We start from the raw sequence: 21069 nt of genomic DNA on the forward strand, positions 1-21069 counted from the left end.
CACCGTCGATCGCGCCCGCCGGGTGGACGCGCACCGAGCCGCCGCCGCGGCAGGCCGGACGGTGGCGCCGGGCTGTTCCTGTGGGTTCGTCGTTTGAGCCCGGTTTGGTGTTGTCCCGGGTGCGCGCTCGATGCGTGGAATGCTCGGTGAGTGGCGGTTCGAATCGCGGCAAAGCACCTCGAACCGCCGTCTCGGTCCTGCTCTTACCGAGCATTCCACACCGCCCACCGAGCCACTCGTGGACGCACGCCTGACCCGGGTGTGGCGCCGGCGCCTGACATCAGGGCCTGCGGTTTTCCACAGAAGTGATTCCGGGGGTGTCGGGGTGGAGACGGGCACGGGAGGCTCAGGGCATGAGACCGAACACTCTGCGGCTCCGGTCGCCCGCCGACGTCGTCGCCGCGATTCCCTATCTTGTCGGGTTCCATCCCACGGACAGCGTCGTCGTGCTGTGCTGCGGCGGCACGGACGGCGCATACGCGATCCGGCTCGACTTAACCGCCTCCGACGCCCTGCTCGACCACGTCACCGAGCTCATCACCCGGCGCCGGCCCGCCGACGTCATCCTCACCGGCTACGGCCCGGGCGCGCGGGTGACGCCCGTCGTCGAGCGGGTCGGCGACCGCCTCGCCCGCGACGGCGTGCGACTCCGCGAGGTCCTGCGCGTCGAGGGCGACCGCTACTGGTCCTATCTGTGCACCGACCCCGCCTGCTGCCCGCCGGAGGGCACGTTCGTCGACGTGCGCGGCAGCGCGGTGGCCACGGCGGCCATCGCGGGGGGCCTGGTCGCCCTGCCGGACCGCGAGGAGCTGGCGCGGATGATCGCCCCGGTCGGCGGCGACGCGATGCGGCAGGCCACCGACCGCGCCGAGCGCCGCCTCACCTCCTGGGCCGAAGCCATCGCGACCGAAGGCGGCCCCGCAACCGGCGACGCCACCGCGCTCCCGAACGGCGCGGTTTCGGGTGCCGCGCTCCCGAGCGGCGCGGTTCCGAGCGCTGCGGTTCCGGGTGGCGCGCTCCCGAGCGGTGCGGTTCCGGGTGCCGCGGGTTCAGGTGACGCGGTTCCGGGTGGCGCTGCCTGGGGCACCGTGATCCCGAGCGGTGCGGGCTCGGGTGCCCCGGTTTCAGGTGCCGCGGGTTCAGGTGACGCGATTCCGGGTGGTGCTGCTTCGGGCACCGCGGTTCCGGGTGGTGCCGCTGCGGGGGGTTCGATCTCGGTCGACTTCCTCAAGGCCGGCCCGACTTCGGCCGACTCCACCAAGGTCGGTGTGAGCACGGCTGACGTGGCCAGGGCCGTCGCGGGGCGGAGTGGGGTGGCGCGTCGGGTGGTCGAGGAAGGGGTGCGGCTGGTCCGGCTCCTCATCGAGCGCGCGCGGGCGGGCGGTGATCCGCCCTCTGACGAGGAGGTCGCCTGGCTCGGCGTCCTTCTCGTCAACCTCCGGGTCCGCGACGAGGCATGGGTGCGCATCGACGACGGTGAGATCGGCGCGCACATCCGGCTCTGGCGGGACGTCGTGCGGCGCGTGGCCGAGCCCTACCGGCCGGGGCCGGCCTGCCTGCTGGCGTTCGCGGCCTGGCGGGCGGGCGAAGGCGCGCTGGCCAACCTCGCGCTGGACCGGGCGCTGGCCGCCGACCCGCACTACTCCATGGCGCGGCTCCTGCACGAGTTGTTCGTCAGTGGCCTGCCGCCCTGGTCCGTCCCGCTCGACATCACCCCGGAGCAGCTCGACGAGGCGAGCTGAGGGGACGGGGCATCGGGAGGCGACAGGCTCCTGGCGGGTGCTGTCTCACACCGGCAGTGCCCGCCAGGCGGACGTGTCACCAGAGGGAGGGGGAGGGGCGTGAGCAGATCACGCGAGGTCACCACGCGGCCGAGTCACCACGCCGTGGTCACCACGCGGCCGAGTCAGCACGCGGCCGAGTCACCGCGCGGTCGAGGTCACCATGCGGCCCGATCTTCGCGCCGACGCACCGAAATGGCTCAACTGTCACGTTCTCTGTGCAGAGCCGCCGATAGCTTTTCCGCGTGCGTACCAAGGAAGATCGATGATCGGACGGATCTCGGCAGGGGCGGCGGCCGCCGTGGCCCTCGTCCTTTCGGCGCCGGGCGTCCCGGCTCGCGCAGCCGCGAACCAGGTGGCCGAGCACATCGAGTCCTTCGCCGTCACCCTGACGCCGGAGCCCGGCGGAACGCTGCACGTGACCGAGCAGATCCGTTATGTCTTCGGTCCGGGCGAGCACCACGGCATCGACCGCTGGATCCCGGAGCGCTCACGGCATGACACCCTGCATCGTCGGCTCATGCCCATCAGCGGGTTCCGCATCAGCAGCCCGGGCGGTCCTGCGGGAGAGCCGACGGTTCGCGAGGACGACGGCACGGTGAAGCTGCGCATCGGTGATCCGCACCGGACCGTCACCGGTACGCAGACCTACGGGATCGACTACGACGTCAGCCGAGCGCTGACCCGTGACGGCCACGGGATCTCCCTGACGTGGAACGCGCTCGGCTCCTCCTGGAAGATCCCGGTCTCGCGGGTGAACGTACGGATCGTCTCCCCCGTCCTCATAACGAGCGTCGCCTGTGTCGCCGGTCAGGGGGGAGGCACCGCGCCGTGTCCGCGGGCCACGCACAGCGGGGCGATCGCCGACTTCTCCGCCGCCGCCCTGCCGCCCCACAGCGGCGTCACCGTCCGCGTCGGCCTGAAGGACGCCATGCCCGTCGCGCCTCCCCGGCTGGTGGCGGTCAGCGCGCCGTTCGCCATGACGCGCTTCACCACGTGGGGACTCGCCGCCGCGGGAGGCCTCCTGGTCATCGCCGCCTGGTGGTTCCTGCCGCGCCGCCGGTGCGGCCTGGGACGCCGGGACGGCGACGTCTCGGCGTTCCCCCCGGACGATCCGAGGATGCGCCCCGGCGTCGCCGTGGTACTCGTGAACGGCCGGCGCGCGAACCGGCACGCCCTCGCCGCCACTTTGGTGGACCTGGCGATCCGGGGCCACATCCACCTGAAGGCGGAAAGGCTGACTCGGAACGAGGACAGAGTTCGGCTGACGCGGGGCGACGCCGCCGATCGGGACCTGGTCGGCGTCGAACGCCGGCTCCTCACCGACATCTTCAAGCAGCATGACGTCGTCTCTCTCGGCAACGTTTGGACGCGGGCGCATCAGCGCCCGCTCTGCGAGCAACTCGAGCGGGCACCGGTCGAACTCGGCCTGTACCGCAGGACCCCGTCGGCGCAGGCGCTGCAGTCGAAGCTGCTGGCATGGTCGGCCGGGATCGCCGGCCTGATCCTGCTCTGCCTCGCCGCCACGTCGCCGACCTTCGCGGGCGGGGGATGGGTGAGCCTGACGCCGATCCTGATCGCGCCGTCGGTCGTGGCGATGGGACACACGGTGCCGCGCCGGGCGTCCGGTGCGCGAGCCGAGGCGCTGGCGAGCGCCTGGCGGAAGGCCATCGCGGGCGAACCACGGAGAGACGCCCCCGCCGCCCTGACGCGCACGTTCCCGTACGCCATCGCGTTCCGGCAGGCGGCACGCTGGAGTGACCCGATGGCGTCGCCGGCGCAGGCGGGCGACCTGGACTGGTTCGAGGTCGACAGGCCACTTCGGCCGCGAAAGCACCGCTCCGCGGTCGCCTCCCTGCTCCAAGGGCTGTCGAGCGTGTGGCCCGAACCCGTCACCTCCCGAACGAGGGGTGCCCGCAGCCGCGGGGGCGGCGGTGGCCTTTTCAGCGGTGGCTACGGCGGCGACTCCGGCTTCAGCGGCGGTGGGATGTCCGTGGGTGACGGCGGTGGAGGAGGCGGAGGGGGAAGCTGGTGACGGGGCCAGGACCCGGGCCGGCCTGCCGGCCTTCGCGGCCTGGCAGGCGGGCCCGAACCGCCGAAAGCCGGGCCGCGGAGCGGTCCTACGGTCGCGGTGTCGTCACAGAGAGGCGCCGCCGCCCTGGCGTTTGCGGCGTTCGTTGAAATCCCGCATCCGTTGCGGGTAGCCGGTGATCTGCACGTCGTACACCGGAAGGCGCAGGTCGCGGGCGACCTTGTGGATGACCCGCGGTGAGCCGACGCGGCGGCGGGTCCACTCGCCGTCGGCGGCGATCGCCACGGCGGTGGTGTCGGTGGCGAAAGTCTCGGGTTCGACGTAGAACTCCACGCCCTTGCGACTCCGGGCAAAGGCCCTGAGCGACTCGATGTCGGCGTTCGTCGCCTCCCGGTCCAGAACGGTCACCCTGTCACCCCGCCGGCGGCGAATTCCGAAGCGATCGCCCCACCTCATCGGACGTCCTCCCCAAGAGCCCGTCGCGCTTCCCGCCCCCCGTGCCCTGGCGGCTTCTTGCGGTGGATCGCGCGATTCGTCACGTCTTCAACGCCGATCTATCCTGCAGGGTTCCAAGTGATGACACCACGCGTTTGTCGCTATTTGACCGACTACGAAACCGCAAGGGGAATATGGAACTAAGGTGTGCCGTGTCGCGCGTCAGGTACTAATGGGGGGTCCGATGAGCTTCGTCATGTCGTCGAGGACCGTCCGCAAGGCCCTCGTGATCGCCGCGGCCGTACTCGGGCTCGGGTGGCTCAGCGGCCTCGGAACCCACCCGGCCGGCCCCGCGCGGGGCACGGGTGGGACCGTCGGCCCGCCCATCCCGGAGACGGCGACCGGCCGATCCGCCTCCCGTGCCGCACCGCCCACCGGGCCGCTCGGCCGGTCGAGGTCGCGTCCCGTGGGCGGCCCGCCCACCACGGCGTCACACGGCCCGGCGAACGCCGCGGCGGCCCACGCCCCGGCGAACGACCTCATCGCGCGCCTGCGGTACCTCGCCCAGCTCCCCGGCGCCAAGGCCGTGGCGCCCAAGCCGCGGGTCGACTGCCGCAAGGTCAAGTGCATCGCGCTGACGTTCGACGACGGCCCGGGCCCGTACACCGCCAAGCTGCTGAACATGCTCGCCGCCCGGCACGTCAAGGTCACCTTCTTCCTCATCGGCGGCAACATCCGCGGCCGCGAGGCGCTCGTCCGCCGTGAGCTCGCCGAGGGCCACGTGGTCGGCGACCACACCTGGTCGCACCCGTCGCTCAGCTCGCTGTCCGACGGCGCCATCCGCTCCCAGCTGACGCGCACCCTCGGTGAGATCCGCCGGGCGTCCGGCCACGGCACCGTCCTGATGCGGCCGCCGTACGGCGCGACGGACCGGCAAGTGGCGGCGGTGGCGCGCCGCATGGGCATGGCGCAGATCCTCTGGAGCGTCGACACGAACGACTGGCTGGACCGGAACTCGGCGATCGTCACGCACCGCGCGGTGTCCTGGGCACACCCGGGCGACATCATCCTGATGCACGACATCCACCCGACGACGGTGAACGCCGTGCCGAAGATCCTGGCCGGTCTGTCGCGACGCGGCTTCACGTTCGTCACCGTGCCCGAGCTGTTCGGCGCGCGGTCGCTGAAGCCGGGGGAGACCTACTTCGACGGGCCCGTGCCCCGGCCGAAGAGCCCGCGGACGAAGGCCGCTTCGCACCCGAGCGGCGCGGCGAACCCGAGCAGCGCGCATCCCTCGGGTGGCCCGGCCACAACGCGGGCACCCGCCGCACCCAGGGGGTGACCCGCCGGACCGGGGGATCGCCCCAGGGACGGATCAGGGGTTTCCCGGATGGATTCGGAATCGGGCGCGGCGCACGATCGATGGCATGACCATCTCCACACCGACCGGCGCGCTGCGCGTCTCCGCCGCCGAACGCGAGCCGATCGTCGACCGGCTGCAGCAGGCCTTCGCCGAAGGCCGCCTCGACAAGGAAGAACTCGACCTGCGGCTGCATCTCGCGATGACGGCCAGGACACGGGCCGACCTGGACGCGGTGCTGGCGGACCTGTCGCCCGTGCCCGCGGCGCACCGGGCGCCGGCGCCGGTCGGCGAGCCGACCGCCGAACAGCGCGTGCTGGCCGCGCTCGCGCACGTCCTCGGCGCCACCACCCTCTTCCTGGGACCGCTCGTCATGCTGTGCACGCGCGCCCGGCGGTCGCCGTACGTCCGCAGGCACATCGTCGAGGCCCTCAACTTCCAGCTCACGCTGCTGCTGCTGACGGTCGTGACCTTCGGCATCGGGGGGATCGCGTACGCGGTCACCTGGATCGTCTGCGGGGTCGCCGCGCTGCTGGCGCTCGTGGGCACGGCGTTCCGGTACCCGTTCACCCTCCGGCTGGTGCACTGACCCGATCACGCCGCGTATCGGGCGTGCCCTGGCTGTGCCGCCGGATGCCGGGATGAGAAGATCGACAGGTGACAGGTCACCAAACCGCGGTCGAGAGGCTCCTGGCGTCCTACCGGGCCATCCCGGAGGGCGCACCGGTCCGGCTGGCGAAACGCACCTCGAACCTGTTCCGGTTCCGCGACGAGATCCAGGCGCCCGGCCTCGACGTCAGCGGCTTCGACAAGGTCCTGAGCGTGGACCCCGAAGCCCGCGTCGCCGACGTCCAGGGCATGACGACGTACGAGGACCTGGTCGACGCGACCCTGCCGTACGGCCTGATGCCGTTCGTCGTCCCGCAGCTCAAGACGATCACCCTGGGCGGCGCGGTGACGGGGCTCGGCATCGAGTCGTCGTCGTACCGCAACGGGTTGCCGCACGAGTCCGTGCTGGAGATGGAGATCCTCACCGGCGCGGGCGAGGTCGTCACCGCGACCCCGGACAACGAGCACCGCGACCTGTTCTACGGCTTCCCGAACTCGTACGGGACGCTCGGGTACGCCCTGCGCCTCAAGATCAAGTTGCAGCCGGTCAAGCCGTACGTCGCGCTGTGGCACGTGCGGTTCTCCTCCGCGCAGGAGTGCGTGGAGGCCATCGACGAGCTCGGTGCCGAGGTGGACTTCATCGACGGCACGGTGTTCGGCGGGGATGAGCTGTACCTCACGCTGGGCCGGTTCGCCGACACGGCCGAGCGCGTCTCCGACTACACGGGGCAGGGGATCTACTACCGGTCGATCCGCGACCGGTTCGTCACGCCGCGCTGGCTGCGGCCGGACGGCCCGCCGACCGACGCTCTGACGACGCACGACTACCTCTGGCGGTGGGACACCGACTGGTTCTGGTGCTCGCGCGCGTTCGGCGCGCAGCATCCCCTCGTGCGCCGGGCCTGGCCGGCGTCCAAGAAGCGTTCCGACGTCTACCGCCGGCTGGTCGCGCTCGACAAGCGCCTGCAGACGTCGGCGCGGGTCGACCGCTGGCTCGGCCGGCCGCCGCGCGAGGACGTCATCCAGGACGTCGAGGTGCCGGTGGAGCGGCTGCCCGAGTTTCTCGAGTTCTTCCACCGTGAGATCGGCATGAGCCCGGTGTGGCTGTGCCCGCTGCGGGCACAGGACAAGTGGCCGCTGTACCCCCTCGAGCCCGGACGGACGTACGTCAACGTGGGCTTCTGGGGGACGGTGCCGCAGAAACCCGGTCGGCTGCCCGAACACCACAACCGGCTGATCGAGCGCGAGGTCGCCCGCCTCGACGGCCACAAATCGCTGTACTCGACGGCGTTCTATACGCGTGAGGACTTCTGGCGGCACTACGACGGCGCTACCTATCGCACGTTGAAGGAGGAATACGACCCGGAGCGGCGGCTGCTGGATCTCTACGACAAAACCGTACGGGGCAGGTGAAGATGAAGCTGGCGGAGGCTTTCGAACGCGTCGTCGGACGCGACGCACAGGTGGAGTTCCGGGCATACGACGACAGTCGCGCCGGAGCTCTCGGCGCGGACGTCAGGGTGGAGGTCAGATCGCCGTACGCGGTGTCCTACCTCGCCCACGCGCCGGGTGCGCTGGGGCTGGCCCGCGCGTACGTCGCGGGGTACCTCGACGTGCACGGGGACATGCACACGGCACTGTTCCGGATGCAGTCGGCCCTCGGCGAACTGAGCTGGGCCGACAAGAGGATCCTGCTGCGCGGCATCCTGGGCGACCCGCTGCTGCGCGCCGCCGCGCTGACGCGTCTCGACCCGCCGCCGCAGGAGGTACGGCCGGCCCGCGTGCCACTCCTGTCGGGACTGCGGCATTCCAAGCGCCGCGACGCGAAGGCGATCTCCCATCACTACGACGTCTCGAACACCTTCTACGAGTGGGTGCTCGGCCCGTCGATGGCCTACACCTGCGCGTGCTTCCCCTCGGAGGACGCGACGCTGGAGCAGGCGCAGTTCCACAAGTTCGACCTCGTGGCGCGCAAGCTCGGGCTCCGCGAGGGCATGCGGCTGCTCGACGTCGGCTGCGGCTGGGGCGGCATGGTCATGCACGCCGCGCGGGAGTACGGCGTGAAGGCGCTCGGCGTGACGCTGTCTAAGCAGCAGGCCGAGTGGGCGCAGAAGGCGATCGCCGAGGCGGGGCTGTCAGAGCTCGCCGAGGTCCGCCACCTCGACTACCGCGACGTCAAGGAGGACGGCTTCGACGCCGTCAGCTCGATCGGCCTGACCGAGCACATCGGCAAGGCGAACGTCCCCGGCTACTTCTCGTTCCTGTACGGCAAGCTCAAGCCGGGCGGCCGGATGCTGAACCACTGCATCACCCGCCCCGACGACAGCGAGCCGTCGATCCGCGAGGAAGGCTTCATCAACCGGTACGTCTTCCCCGATGGCGAGCTGGAGGGGCCGGGCTGGCTGATCTCGCGGATGAACGACGCCGGCTTCGAGATCCGGCACGAGGAGAACCTCCGCGAGCACTACGCCAAGACCCTGACCGGCTGGTGCCGCAACCTCGACGACCACTGGGACGAGGCGGTCGCCGAGGTCGGGGAGGGCACCGCGCGCGTGTGGCGGCTGTACATGGCCGGCTCGCGGCTCGGGTTCGACCTGAACTGGATCCAGCTGCACCAGGTGCTCGGCGTCAAGCTGGGGGAGAACGGCCGCTCCGACATGCCGCTGCGGCCTGCGTTCGAGCCGCCGACGGCCGGCTGACCGCCGGCTGACCGTCGGCGGCGGTGACGGGTGGTCGCGGGTCGGCCGCGGTGACGGGTGGTCGCGGCGTGCGCCGCGACCACTTCGGGACGCGCCGGAGGGCGTGACGGGTCGGCGGCGGCGGCTTAGTGTCGGCCTCATGACGGAGATCGCGACGATCCAGGCGAACGGCCTGAGCTTCGGCTACCTCGAGGCCGGCAGCGGGCCGCTCGCGCTGTGCCTGCACGGCTTCCCCGACTCGGCGCACACCTGGCGGCATCTGCTCCCCGCGCTGGCCGACGCCGGCTACCACGCGGTCGCGCCGTTCCTGCGCGGCTACGCGCCCACGGACGTGCCGAAGGACGGCGCCTACCAGGTCGGCGCGCTGGCGGCCGACGCGAACGCCCTGCACGAGGCGTTCGGCGGGGACGCCGACGCGGTGCTCATCGGACACGACTGGGGCGCCGCCGCGACCTACGCCGCCGTCGCGCACGCCCCGGAGCGCTGGCGGCGGGCGGTGGCCATGGCGCTCCCGCCGTTCGGGGCCATGCTGTCGAGTTTCTTCGACTACGCGCAGCTCAAGCGGTCCTTCTACATCTTCCTGTTCCAGACGCCGCTGGCCGAGACGGCGGTGCTGATGGAGGACATGGCGTTCCTCGACGGCCTGTGGGCGGACTGGTCGCCGGGCTACGACGCCACCCGCGACGTCGCCCAGGTCAAAGAGTGCCTCCGCGACCCGGAGAACCTGGCCGCCGCCATCGGCTACTACCGGGCGATGCTCGACCCGTCCCGGCACCTGCCCGCGTACGCCGCCGAACAGGAGGCGGCCGAACGCGTCGGCGAGCGGCCGACCCTGTATCTGCACGGGGCGGCCGACGGCTGCCTGGACGCCGGGCTCGCCCGCGACGTCGACGGGCATCTCCCGCCCGGTTCGCGGTCGGCGATCGTCGCCGGCGCCGGGCACTTCGCGCACCTGGAGCGGCCCGGGGAGGTCGAGCGGCTGATCCTGGACTGGCTGGCCGACGATGGACCCGTACGAACCGGTGCGGTGTAAGTGCTTACTTTGGCAGAATGGAGCAGAATCGCGTTCTAGTCGAGGAGGAGCGGCGTGGAGAAGACCCGGCCCGACGGGATCGATCTGACCGAGTGGGATTTCTGGGCGCGCCCGCTCGACGAGCGTCACGCGGCGTTCCGGACGCTGCGGGGGCTGCCGCGGCCGGCGTTCTTCCGGGAGCCGGAGCTGTCGTTCGTGCCGGCGGGGCCCGGGTACTACGCGCTGGTCACCCACGCGGACGTCGTCGAGGCCTCGCGCCGGCCGGCCGACTTCTGCTCCGGGCAGGGCGCGATCAACATCAACGACATGCCGGCCGACCTGGGCGAGTACTTCGGCTCCATGATCAACATGGACGACCCGCGGCATGCCAAGATCCGCCGGATCGTCTCGCGCGCGTTCTCGCCGCGCATGATCCAGCGGTTCGAGGACCAGGTCCAGGCCGTCGCCGAACAGGTCGTCGAGGAGGTCCTCGTCAAGGGCGGCGGCGACTTCGTCACCGACGTCGCCGCCCGACTCCCCCTGAAGATCATCTGTGACCTGATGGGCATCGACGAGGCGCACTACAAGACCGTCTTCGACAACTCCAACATCATCCTCGCCGGCGCCGACACCGAGTTCGTCTCCGAGGAGGCCGACCAGGTCGCGCTGCAGCTCCTCGAGGCGGGGCAGACGCTGAAGGACCTCGTCGAGGAGCTCGGCCGCAGGCGCCGCGAGGAGCCGACCGGCGACCTCACCTCCGCGCTGGTGAACGCCAACATCGACGGCGAGTCGCTGACCGACCAGGAGCTCGGCTCGTTCTTCATCCTCCTCGTCGTCGCCGGCAACGAGACCACCCGCAACGCCATCGCCCACGGCCTGCACCTGCTCACCCGGTACCCGGAGCAGCGGGAGCTGCTCGCGTCGGACTTCGAGCGGTACATCCCGGGCGCGGTGGAGGAGATCGTGCGGTACGCCTCGCCGGTCATCTGGATGCGGCGCACCGCGACCCGTGACACCGAGCTGAACGGCCGCGAGTTCAAGGCCGGCGACAAGCTGCTGCTCTACTACTGGTCGGCCAACCGGGACGAGACCGTCTTCACCGACCCGGACGTCTTCGACATCACCCGCGATCCCAATCCGCACGTCGGTTTCGGCGGCCCCGGCCCGCACTTCTGTCTCGGCGCCCACCTGGCCCGCCGGGAGATCACCGTGATGTTCCGGGAACTGTTCCGCCGGGCTCCGGGCATCCGCGCCACGGGTGAGCCCGACCGCCTGCTGTCCAACTTCATCAACGGCATCAAGCACCTGCCGTACACCGTCTGACGCGCCGCGCCCGGCGTCCTTGCGTCTGCGATAGTCTTGAGGTATGCGATCTCGGCTGCTCCTCAGCCGGCCGCGTTGACCCGAGCCGTCGACGCGGCAGCCCCTCCTGCGTGAGGGGCGTTCTCATGCCAGGGGCACGGTTCACCGCCAGCCGAAGCCGTGCGAATCAGACGAGGAACCATGACAGGCGCCGACGAGAACTACGACCCACGGACGATCCAGGACAAGTGGCAGGCCCGGTGGGAGGAGCTGAAGCCCTTCGCGGCGAGCGAGGACCCCGCCGACGAGCGGCCTCGCAAGTACGCGCTGGACATGTTCCCATACCCCTCCGGCGACCTCCACATGGGTCACGCCGAGGCGTTCGCGATCGGCGACGTGGTGGCGCGGTACTGGCTCCAGAAGGGCTTCAACGTCCTGCACCCCATCGGCTGGGACTCCTTCGGCCTGCCGGCCGAGAACGCCGCGATCAAGCGCAATTCCCACCCCGCCGAGTGGACGTACACCAACATCGACACCCAGGCGGAGTCCTTCAAGCGCTACGCGGCCTCCTTCGACTGGTCGCGCCGGCTGCACACCTCCGACCCGGAGTACTACCGCTGGAACCAGTGGCTGTTCCTGCGCTTCTACGAGCGCGGCCTGGCGTACCGCAAGGGCGGCCAGGTCAACTGGTGCCCGAACGACCAGACCGTGCTGGCCAACGAGCAGGTCGTCAACGGGCACTGCGAGCGGTGCGGCGCGGTGGTCGAGAAGCGCGTCCTGACGCAGTGGTACTTCAAGATCACTGAGTACGCCGACCGGCTGCTGGCCGACATGGCGGAGCTGGAGTGGCCCGAGCGGGTGCTGCTGATGCAGCGCAACTGGATCGGCCGCTCCGAGGGCGCCGACGTCACCTTCCAGATCGAGGGGCGCGCGGAGCCGATCACCGTCTACACCACCAGGCCGGACACCCTGTACGGCGCGACCTTCTTCGTCGTCGCCGCCGACGCCCCGCTGGCCGACGAGATCGTCGCGCCGGAGCAGCGCGCGGAGTTCGAGACCTACCGGGACGCGGTCCGCCGCGAGACGGAGATCGAGCGGCTGGCCACCGACAAGGAGAAGACCGGCGTCTTCCTGGGCCGCTACGCGATCAACCCGGTGAACGGCGAGCGCATCCCCGTGTGGGCCTCCGACTACGTCCTGGCCGAGTACGGCCACGGCGCGATCATGGCGGTGCCCGCCCACGACCAGCGCGACCTGGACTTCGCCCGCAGGTTCGGCCTGCCGGTCCGCGTCGTCGTGCACACCGGCGAGGCGGACCCGGGTGAGACCGGGGCCGCGACCCCCGGCGAGGGCGAGCTGGTCAACTCGGGTCCCCTGGACGGCCTGACCAAGTCCACCGCCATCCCGCGGATCGTCGAGATCCTGGAGGAGAAGGGTCTGGGCAAGGCCGCCGTCAACTACCGGCTGCGCGACTGGCTGATCTCCCGGCAGCGGTTCTGGGGCACGCCCATTCCGATCATCCACTGCGACGCGTGCGGCGAGGTCCCGGTCCCGGACGACCAGCTGCCCGTGCGCCTGCCGGACAACCTGCGCGGCGCCGACCTGGCCCCGAAGGGCGTCTCACCGCTGGCGGCCGCCGCCGACTGGGTCAACGTCCCGTGCCCCAAGTGCGGCGGCGCGGCCAAGCGCGACACCGACACGATGGACACCTTCGTCGACTCCTCCTGGTACTTCCTGCGGTACTGCTCGCCGGGGTACGAGGACGGCCCGTTCGACGCCGAGAAGGTGCGCCGGTGGATGCCGGCCGACCAGTACACCGGTGGTGTCGAGCACGCCATCCTGCACCTGCTGTACGCGCGGTTCTTCACCAAGGTGCTGTACGACATGGGCCTGGTGGACTTCACCGAGCCCTTCAAGCGGCTGGTCAACCAGGGCCAGGTCATCCTGAACGGCTCCGCGATGTCCAAGACGACCGGCAACCTGGTCGACCTGGGCGAGCAGATCGCCGAGTACGGCGTCGACGCCGTGCGGCTGACGATGCTGTTCTCGGGGCCGCCGGAGGATGACATCGACTGGGCGGACGTGTCGCCGTCGGGGTCGGTGAAGTTCCTGGCGCGGGTCTTCCGCGTGGCCGCCGAGGTGACGTCCGCGCCGGGCGCCGACCCGGCGACCGGCGACGTCGAGCTGCGCAAGGTGACGCACCGGACGATCGACGAGGTCACCCGGCTGGTCGAGGCGCACCGCTACAACGTGGCGATCGCCCGGATGATGGAGCTGACCTCCGCGGCGCGCAAGGCCATCGACACGGGGGCGGGCGCCGGCGACCCGGCGGTCCGGGAGGCCGCCGAGACCCTGGCGGTCATGCTGTCGCTGGTCGCGCCGTACACCGCCGAGGAGATGTGGGAGCGGCTGGGCCGTACGGCTCCGGTGGTCAAGGCCGGCTGGCCGACGGCCGAGCCCGCGCTGCTGGTCCAGGAGTCGGTGACCTGCGTGGTCCAGGTGGCGGGCAAGGTCCGCGACCGCCTGGAGGTGTCCCCGGACATCGCCGAGAGCGACCTGGAGCGCCTGGCGCTGGAGTCGGAGAAGGTCAGGGCGGCCCTGGGCGACCGGGGCGTCCGCAAGGTCGTCGTGCGCGCTCCGAAGATCGTGAACATCGTGCCCGCCTGATCGGCGCCAGGGCGTGTCCGACGGGGATTCGTCGGACACGCCTTAGCCCCGGTTCGGTGTCGTGGCATCGAACCGGGGCTGATCACGTATTCCGTGGGACCGCCACCGTGCGCCCCGGAGCGGCCGCGTCGCCGCCGGGGATCCCGGGCGGGATCACATCTTCCGCAGGACCGCCACCACGCGCCCGAGAATGGTCGCGTCGTCGCCGGGAATCGGGTCGTACGCCGGGTTGTGCGGCATCAGCCAGACCTTGTCGTCGCGGCGCTTGAGTGTCTTGACGGTGGCCTCGCCGTCGATCATCGCCGCCACGATGTCGCCGTTCTCCGCGACGGGCTGCTGGCGCACGACGACCCAGTCGCCGTCGGCGATGGCCGCCTCGATCATCGAGTCACCGGTGACGTTGAGCAGGAAGTGGGTGCCTTCGCCGACGAGCTGCCGCGGCAGCGCGAAGACGTCCTCCACGGCCTCCTCGGCGAGGATCGGACCACCGGCCGCGATGCGCCCGACGAGCGGGACGTAGGCGGGCGCCGGCCGCGTTGGGGCCTCCTGACCGTTGGCGACCTCGTACGACTCGCCGTCGGCCTCGGCGGCGATCGCCGGAGATCCGGGCATGCGGACGACGACCGCGCGCGGCCGGTTGGGGTCGCGCAGTAGGAAGCCCTTGCGCTGCAGGGTCCGGAGCTGGTGGGACACGCTGGAGGTGCTGGTCAGGCCGACGGCCTCGCCGATCTCCCGCATCGACGGCGGATAGCCGCGCCGCTGCACCGAGTCTCTGATCACTTCCAGCACCTTGCGCTGACGGACGGTCAGGCCGCTCTCGTCGCCCGGGCCGTCGGGCATTTCCCGAACCTTGCTCATGGTGTCTCCGATGGCTGTCTTCCCGGTGACGCGTCGCCGCCGGTATTTCGGTCCCGTAGTGGGACGTTATCGCTTCTGCGGGAAATGATCAAACAGGTGTTCGAAAAATGTGGAATTTTGCGGTCCGGGGTATGTCGCGTTTAGTTCGCACATACGTTCGAGGGTAATTCCCGGGCCGGGCTCGCGGAAGGATGGCGCGCCATTGGCGGCCGCGCCTTGCCGCCTCGTCGTGATCGGCGCTCTCGCGCGGCCGGCGCGAGGGGGTGCCCGCCGACGCGGCGCCGGCGCGCTCGTGGCAGTCTTGGGGGGCGCGCGACGCCCGCACCCGCCCGGCCGCCGGCCGGGATGTGATCGACCTCACCGCGACGGGCGTCGGTCGCGTTTCCGCAGGTGATCCAGGATGTACGGGGTCGAAGCGGCCGATCGCCGCCCCCGGGTGGGAGGGTCCGACACGCCGATGAGGGCGGCGGATCGCCATGTGAGCGGCGTCTTCTCGCCGGGTGCCCCATGCGGGTTGCGATGCACCCGGCCGGGCTCTACGGTTGGACCCCAACATCTAGTAGTTACATGGATGTAGTTCACCATAGGTTGTGGTTACGAGGTGAGGTTCGCGCAGTTCGCGCGTGACCCGCTGTCAGGGGAGGGAGTCCGGAGCCATGCACTGCCCGTTCTGCCGACACACCGACAGCAGGGTCATCGACAGTCGCACGGCCGACGACGGAGCCGCCATCCGGCGCCGTCGTTCGTGTCCCGAGTGCGGCCGCCGCTTCACCACCCAGGAGACGGTGCTCATGATGGTCGCCAAGCGCAGTGGCGTGACCGAGCCGTTCTCCCGGGACAAGATCATCGCCGGAGTGCGCCGGGCGTGTCAGGGCCGTCCCGTCAACGAGGACGCCCTGGCCATGCTCGGCCAGCGGGTCGAGGAGGCGATCCGGGCGACCGGGAACGCCGAGATTCCCTCGCACCAGGTCGGGCTGGCGATCCTCGGCCCGCTCCGTGAACTCGACGAGGTCGCGTACCTGCGATTCGCCTCCGTCTACCGGGGGTTCGAGACGCTCGACGACTTCGCCAAGGAAATCGAATCGCTGCGCGCGGCGTCCGGCGGCGACGCCCGTTCCTAGGGCGGCGCCCGGACCGCGGGCTGTACGGGTAATCCTGGAGGTGGGCCTGGTGTGCCCGAGAAGGGGGATGTCATGACGGAGACGGTGAGCGGCTCAGCCCGTCGGGGCAAGGCGGGTCGCAGGGGTCTGAAGATGGAGCGCGTCTTCACGCGGCCGGGCGTCCACCCGTACGACGATGTCCGGTGGGAGCGCCGGGACGTCGTCATGACCAACTGGCGTGACGGGTCGGTGAACTTCGAGCAGAAGGGTGTCGAGTTCCCCGACACCTGGTCCGTCAACGCGGTCAACATCGTCACCTCGAAGTACTTCCGCGGCGCGGTCGGCACGCCGCAGCGCGAGTCGAGCCTCAAGCAGCTGGTCGACCGGGTCGTCGGGGTGTACACCGAGACCGGCCGCAAGAACGGCTACTTCGCGTCCGAGGAGGACGCCGAGATCTTCGACCACGAGCTGAAGCACGCCCTGGTCAACCAGGTCTTCAGCTTCAACTCGCCGGTCTGGTTCAACGTCGGCACCGCCTCGCCGCAGCAGGTCAGCGCGTGCTTCATCCTGTCCGTGGACGACACGATGGAGTCGATCCTGGACTGGTACAAGGAAGAGGGCGTCATCTTCAAGGGCGGCTCCGGGTCGGGGGTCAACCTCTCCCGCATCCGCTCCAGCAAGGAGCTGCTGTCCTCCGGCGGCACCGCGAGCGGCCCGGTGTCGTTCATGCGCGGCGCCGACGCCTCCGCCGGGACGATCAAGTCCGGTGGCGCGACCCGCCGGGCGGCGAAGATGGTCGTCCTCGACGTCGACCACCCGGACGTCGAGGAGTTCATCGAGACCAAGGCGCGCGAAGAGAACAAGATCCGCGCCCTGCGCGACGCCGGCTTCGACATGGACCTGGGCGGCAAGGACATCGTCAGCGTCCAGTACCAGAACGCCAACAACTCCGTCCGCGTCTCCGACGATTTCATGCGCGCGGTGGAGTCCGGCGACTCCTTCGGCCTGCGCTCCCGCCGTTCCGGCGAGGTCATCAGCCAGGTCGACGCCAAGGGCCTGTTCCGCAAGCTCGCCCAGGCGGCCTGGGAGTGCGCGGACCCCGGCATCCAGTACGACGACACGATCAACGACTGGCACACCAACCCCGAGACCGGGCGCATCACGGCGAGCAACCCCTGCTCGGAGTACATGAGCCTGGACAACTCGTCCTGCAACCTCGCCAGCATCAACCTGCTGAAGTTCCTGAACGACGACAACACCTTCGACGTCGAGCGGTTCGTCAAGCTCAGCGAGCTGATCATCACCGCGATGGACATCTCCATCACGTTCGCGGACTTCCCGACCGAGAAGATCGGTGAGACGACCCGGGCGTACCGCCAGCTCGGCATCGGCTACGCCAACCTCGGCGCGCTGCTGATGGCGACCGGCCACGCGTACGACTCCGAGGGCGGGCGTTCGCTCGCCGCGACCATCACCTCGCTGATGACCGGCGTGGCCTACCGCCGCTCCGCCGAGCTGGCCGGCGCGGTCGGCACGTACGACGGCTACGCCCGCAACGCCGACGCGCACCAGCGCGTCATGCGCAAGCACGCGGTCGCCAACGACGAGATCCGCACGCTCGACGCGATGGACAAGTCCATCCACAATGAGGCCACCAGGCAGTGGCGGCAGTGCCTCAAGGTCGGCGAGAAGAACGGCTACCGCAACGCCCAGGCGTCGCTGCTGGCGCCCACCGGCACGATCGGCCTCATGATGGACTGCGACACGACGGGCATCGAGCCCGACCTGGCGCTGGTCAAGTACAAGAAGCTGGTCGGCGGCGGCTCGATGCAGATCGTCAACAACACCGTGCCGCGCGCCCTGAAGAAGCTCGGCTACCAGCAGGAGCAGATCGAGGCCATCGTCGAGTACATCACCGACCACGGCCACGTCGTCGACGCGCCCGGCCTGCGCCTCGAGCACTACGAGGTCTTCGACTGCGCGATGGGCGAGCGGGCGATCAGCCCGATGGGCCACGTGCGGATGATGGCCGCGGTGCAGCCGTTCCTGTCCGGCGCGATCTCCAAGACCGTGAACATGCCGGAGCAGGCCACCGTCGAGGACGTCGAGAAGATCTACTTCGAGGGCTGGAAGCTCGGCCTCAAGGCCCTGGCGATCTACCGCGACAACTGCAAGGTCGGCCAGCCGCTGTCCGCGGCCAAGAAGAAGACCGAGGAGAAGGTCGAGGAGGCGCCGGCGCCGGCCCCGGTGGTCGACCGCGGCCCGGTCCGGACCCGCCTGCCCAAGCAGCGGACCGCGACCGTCACCCGGTTCTCCGTCGGCGGCGCCGAGGGCTACATGACCGCCTCCCGCTACCCGGACAACGGGCTCGGCGAGGTGTTCCTCAAGCTCGGCAAGCAGGGCTCCACGCTCGCCGGGGTCATGGACGCCTTCTCGATGGCGATCTCCATCAGCCTCCAGTACGGCGTGCCGCTGGAGACGTGGGTCGAGAAGTTCACCAACATGCGGTTCGAGCCGGCGGGCATGACCGACGACCCGGACATCCGGATGGCGACCTCGATGATGGACTACATCTTCCGTCGCCTCGCCCTCGACCACCTGCCGTACGAGACGCGCGCCGAGCTGGGGATCTTCTCCGCCGAGGAGCGCACGGCGCAGGCGGCGGGCCAGGACCCGGCCACGCTGCACGCCGAGGAGGACGTCGAGCGCGAGTCGCTGGCCCAGTCGGTGCCGGTCGAGCAGCCGAAGGCCAAGGAGCCGGAGGCGCCCGCCGAGGTGCACTCCTCGACCGAGCTGATCGAGAGCCACCAGGGCCGTACGGCGGACGCGCCGCTGTGCCTCACCTGCGGCACGAAGATGCGCCCGGCCGGCAGTTGCTACGTCTGCGAGGGCTGCGGCTCCACCAGCGGCTGCAGCTGAAAACGGGCGCCCTCCGGGCGTGAATATCGTGGTCAGAGCGGTGGAGTCGGTTACTCGGCTCCGCCGCTCTCGGCGTTACGCGGTGCGGTCGTAGACGGCGCGTGCATCGGCGATCGCGGCGCGGTGCCGCTCCGCCCACGAGGTGAGTGGCATCAGGAGTTCATAGAGCTCCCGTGCCATGTCGGTGGCGGTGTACTCGACCTTGGGTGGCACCGTCGGGTAGACGGTCCTGACGAGGAGGCCGTCACGCTCCAGATTGCGCAGGGTGAGTGTCAGCATGCGGCGGCTGATGCCCTTGACCGCCCGTTCCAACTCTGTGAAGCGCACCGGCCCGCGAGCGGCCTCGAGCAAGATCCCGATGGCCCATTTGCCGCTGACCCGTTCGAGAACCTGTAGCACCGTGCACGCCGTCGAGTCGCTGACCTGCTCTGATACATCGATGTTCCGCTGAACCATGAATGTGCCTTCTTCCGCCGACCTTCATGGTCACAAATGATGGCTCCTGTAACAAGTCATCCACTTAGGAAGAAGGGGGGACTCGTGGTCGAGATCACCGTTCGTACCGACCGCATGCGCTGGTGGGCCCTCTATGTGCTCTGCGCGGGGACGCTGATGATCGTCCTCGACGGGAGCGTCGTCACCGTGGCGTTGCCCACCATCGGCAAGGGGCTGCACTTTTCACAGACCGGCCTCGCCTGGCTCGTCAACGCCTACATGATCGCATTCGGTGGCCTACTGCTCCTGTCCGGACGGCTCGGCGACCTCATCGGCCGCAAGCGGATGTTTCTCGGCGACATGACGGTATTCACCACCGCATCGCTGCTCTGCGGCCTGTCGGGTAGCCAGGAGCTGTTGATAGCCGGACGGTTCGTCCAGGGCATCGGTGGCGCGATGGCCAGCGCCGTGACCCTTGGAATGATCGTGACGATGTTCACCGAGCCGCGTGAGCAGGCCAGGGCGATCGGGGTCTTCAGCTTCGTGGCCGCGGCGGGAGGCTCGATCGGCGTCATCGCGGGTGGTGCGCTCACCCAGGCCGCCGGCTGGCATTCGATCTTCTTCATCAACGTGCCCATCGGGATCGTCATCGTGGCCCTGGCCGTACGCCTCTTCGAGACCGACCGCGGGCTCGGCTTCGGCGGGGGAGCCGACCTGGTGGGCGCGTTCCTGGTCACCGGAGGCCTGATGCTGCTCGTTTACACCATCAACAAGGCCGAGGAAAGCGGCTGGGCCTCGATGCACACGCTCGGCTTCGGCGCCCTGTCGATCGTCCTGCTCACCGGGTTCGTCCTGCGTCAGGCGAGAGCGAGAAGCCCACTGCTGCCACTGCGCGTCTTCCGGTCACGTCAGCTCTGGGGGGCCAACGTCGTGCAGGTCCTCTTCGTGGCCGCACTGTTCGGGTTCCAGTTCCTCTTCGCGCTCTATCTGCAAGCGGTCAACGGATACAGCGCCGTCGAAACCGGCCTCGCCTACCTGCCCGGACCCGTCGTGATCGCGATCATCTCACTCGGGTTCTCCGCCCGGCTGATGACACGGTTCGGCGGGCGTACCGTCCTGCTGTCGGGGCTGGTGTGCACCGCGGCTGCGCTCGTGCTGCTCGCCCGCCTTCCCGTGCACGTGACCTACACCGCGGACGTCCTGCCGGCCGTGGTACTGCTCGGAGCCGGCGCGGGCCTGGCGCTTCCGGCGGTCGTTGGGCTGGCCATGTCGGGCGCCACACGCGGCGATTCGGGCCTCGCCTCCGGGCTGCTCAACACCACGCAGCAGGTCGGGGGTGCCCTCGGTGTCGCGGTACTGGCCACGCTGGCGAGTTCGCGTACGCAGAGCCTGCTCGCCGGCCACAAGAGCACCCCTGCGGCACTGACCGGTGGCTACCACCTGTCGTTCGGCGTCGCGACCGGGCTCCTCGTCGCCGGCTTCCTCATCGCGGCCACCGTGCTGCGGTCGCCGAGTGCCTCCTCGCATCCAAAGTCGGGAGGCGCCGGCGAGCCGACGGAGGCCGATGGTTCCGTACTTCCGCAGCACTAGCACTTCCTGCGGCCTACGTCGGCACCCAGAGGAATGAATACTGCATCCTTCGAATAAGTGCTCTGCCCCAGTATTCAGGGCGCCGTTAAGGCGTGAAATAGCACGTCAGAGCGGGGAGCCGACGATACGTCGACTCCCCGCTCCGTGCTTTGACGACCCGGCCGTTGCGTTGGATGCGACCAGCCTCATGGTGATGGACCCGTCGAATCGGGTCGAGGCCGCGTCCGGTCACTTCCAGATGACCGGCAGAGGGCCTGACCGCGACGGCCC

Annotated in this window: 15 protein-coding genes; 12 read left to right on the forward strand and 3 right to left on the reverse strand. The window is 70.1% G+C overall.

All coding sequences use genetic code 11. From position 1 onward, the window contains the following. The first annotated feature begins 353 nt into the window (after positions 1 to 353). A complete protein-coding gene (locus tag ABD978_RS14230; RefSeq protein ID WP_345353809.1) occupies positions 354 to 1742 on the forward strand; it encodes a DUF4192 domain-containing protein in 1389 nt (462 codons plus the stop codon). Positions 1743 to 2046: 304 nt separating this feature from the next. Further along, positions 2047 to 3816, forward strand: coding sequence for a DUF2207 domain-containing protein (locus tag ABD978_RS14235; RefSeq protein WP_345353810.1), 1770 nt, complete (start codon positions 2047 to 2049; stop codon positions 3814 to 3816). Between the two features lie 102 nt (positions 3817 to 3918). On the opposite strand, the gene ABD978_RS14240 is transcribed toward ABD978_RS14235, so the two are convergent. Next, the gene (locus tag ABD978_RS14240) at positions 3919 to 4269 is read right to left on the reverse strand and encodes a hypothetical protein (protein WP_345353811.1); all 351 of its coding nucleotides are present in this window, start codon (positions 4267 to 4269) and stop codon (positions 3919 to 3921) included. 235 nt (positions 4270 to 4504) lie between these two features. Here ABD978_RS14240 and ABD978_RS14245 point away from each other — a divergent pair, with 235 nt between their 5' ends. The 7 genes from ABD978_RS14245 (at position 4505) to leuS (ending at position 13897) form a co-directional block, all read left to right on the forward strand. Further along, a complete protein-coding gene (locus ABD978_RS14245) occupies positions 4505 to 5590 on the forward strand; it encodes a polysaccharide deacetylase family protein (protein WP_345353812.1) in 1086 nt (361 codons plus the stop codon). A gap of 85 nt (positions 5591 to 5675) precedes the next feature. Then, positions 5676 to 6197: a DUF1707 and DUF4870 domain-containing protein gene (locus ABD978_RS14250; protein WP_345353813.1), complete on the forward strand. Its 522-nt coding sequence runs from the start codon at positions 5676 to 5678 to the stop codon at positions 6195 to 6197. A 68-nt stretch (positions 6198 to 6265) separates the two neighbouring features. Further along, a complete protein-coding gene (locus ABD978_RS14255; RefSeq protein WP_345353814.1) occupies positions 6266 to 7630 on the forward strand; it encodes an FAD-binding oxidoreductase in 1365 nt (454 codons plus the stop codon). A 2-nt stretch (positions 7631 to 7632) separates the two neighbouring features. Further along, positions 7633 to 8916: a class I SAM-dependent methyltransferase gene (locus tag ABD978_RS14260; protein ID WP_345353815.1), complete on the forward strand. Its 1284-nt coding sequence runs from the start codon at positions 7633 to 7635 to the stop codon at positions 8914 to 8916. 139 nt (positions 8917 to 9055) lie between these two features. After that, complete coding sequence (locus tag ABD978_RS14265; protein WP_345353816.1) at positions 9056 to 9949, forward strand: alpha/beta fold hydrolase; 894 nt, start codon at positions 9056 to 9058, stop codon at positions 9947 to 9949. 54 nt (positions 9950 to 10003) lie between these two features. Further along, positions 10004 to 11251 (forward strand): cytochrome P450, encoded by a 1248-nt coding sequence (locus tag ABD978_RS14270; RefSeq protein WP_345353817.1) that lies wholly within the window; start codon positions 10004 to 10006, stop codon positions 11249 to 11251. Positions 11252 to 11431: 180 nt separating this feature from the next. Further along, positions 11432 to 13897: a leucine--tRNA ligase gene (gene leuS, locus ABD978_RS14275; RefSeq protein ID WP_345353818.1), complete on the forward strand. Its 2466-nt coding sequence runs from the start codon at positions 11432 to 11434 to the stop codon at positions 13895 to 13897. A gap of 153 nt (positions 13898 to 14050) precedes the next feature. Here the strand turns inward: leuS and lexA are convergent, their stop codons facing one another. Beyond that, on the reverse strand, positions 14051 to 14755 hold the full coding sequence (gene lexA / locus ABD978_RS14280; protein WP_345353819.1) for a transcriptional repressor LexA: 705 nt from the start codon (positions 14753 to 14755) through the stop codon (positions 14051 to 14053). A 656-nt stretch (positions 14756 to 15411) separates the two neighbouring features. Between lexA and nrdR the strand changes: the two genes are divergently transcribed. Next, a complete protein-coding gene (gene nrdR, locus ABD978_RS14285; RefSeq protein WP_345353820.1) occupies positions 15412 to 15876 on the forward strand; it encodes a transcriptional regulator NrdR in 465 nt (154 codons plus the stop codon). A gap of 72 nt (positions 15877 to 15948) precedes the next feature. Next, complete coding sequence (locus ABD978_RS14290; protein ID WP_345353821.1) at positions 15949 to 18774, forward strand: vitamin B12-dependent ribonucleotide reductase; 2826 nt, start codon at positions 15949 to 15951, stop codon at positions 18772 to 18774. Between the two features lie 75 nt (positions 18775 to 18849). Here the strand turns inward: ABD978_RS14290 and ABD978_RS14295 are convergent, their stop codons facing one another. After that, on the reverse strand, positions 18850 to 19230 hold the full coding sequence (locus tag ABD978_RS14295; protein WP_345353822.1) for a winged helix-turn-helix transcriptional regulator: 381 nt from the start codon (positions 19228 to 19230) through the stop codon (positions 18850 to 18852). 84 nt (positions 19231 to 19314) lie between these two features. Here ABD978_RS14295 and ABD978_RS14300 point away from each other — a divergent pair, with 84 nt between their 5' ends. Next, entirely contained in the window at positions 19315 to 20799 is a 1485-nt protein-coding gene (locus ABD978_RS14300) for an MFS transporter (RefSeq protein WP_345353823.1), read from the forward strand. Positions 20800 to 21069 lie beyond the last annotated feature (270 nt).

Source organism: Actinoallomurus liliacearum, assembly GCF_039542035.1.
GTDB lineage: Bacteria > Actinomycetota > Actinomycetes > Streptosporangiales > Streptosporangiaceae > Actinoallomurus > Actinoallomurus liliacearum.

Excerpts from the sequence above, each read along its gene's own strand:
- ABD978_RS14230 (WP_345353809.1), top strand. The coding sequence starts at position 354 with ATGAGACCGAACACTCTGCGGCTCCGGTCGCCCGCCGACGTCGTCGCC.
- ABD978_RS14235 (WP_345353810.1), top strand. The coding sequence starts at position 2,047 with ATGATCGGACGGATCTCGGCAGGGGCGGCGGCCGCCGTGGCCCTCGTC.
- ABD978_RS14240 (WP_345353811.1), bottom strand. The coding sequence starts at position 4,269 with ATGAGGTGGGGCGATCGCTTCGGAATTCGCCGCCGGCGGGGTGACAGG.
- ABD978_RS14245 (WP_345353812.1), top strand. The coding sequence starts at position 4,505 with ATGTCGTCGAGGACCGTCCGCAAGGCCCTCGTGATCGCCGCGGCCGTA.
- ABD978_RS14250 (WP_345353813.1), top strand. The coding sequence starts at position 5,676 with ATGACCATCTCCACACCGACCGGCGCGCTGCGCGTCTCCGCCGCCGAA.
- ABD978_RS14260 (WP_345353815.1), top strand. The coding sequence starts at position 7,633 with ATGAAGCTGGCGGAGGCTTTCGAACGCGTCGTCGGACGCGACGCACAG.
- ABD978_RS14265 (WP_345353816.1), top strand. The coding sequence starts at position 9,056 with ATGACGGAGATCGCGACGATCCAGGCGAACGGCCTGAGCTTCGGCTAC.
- leuS (WP_345353818.1), top strand. The coding sequence starts at position 11,432 with ATGACAGGCGCCGACGAGAACTACGACCCACGGACGATCCAGGACAAG.
- lexA (WP_345353819.1), bottom strand. The coding sequence starts at position 14,755 with ATGAGCAAGGTTCGGGAAATGCCCGACGGCCCGGGCGACGAGAGCGGC.
- nrdR (WP_345353820.1), top strand. The coding sequence starts at position 15,412 with ATGCACTGCCCGTTCTGCCGACACACCGACAGCAGGGTCATCGACAGT.
- ABD978_RS14290 (WP_345353821.1), top strand. The coding sequence starts at position 15,949 with ATGACGGAGACGGTGAGCGGCTCAGCCCGTCGGGGCAAGGCGGGTCGC.
- ABD978_RS14295 (WP_345353822.1), bottom strand. The coding sequence starts at position 19,230 with ATGGTTCAGCGGAACATCGATGTATCAGAGCAGGTCAGCGACTCGACG.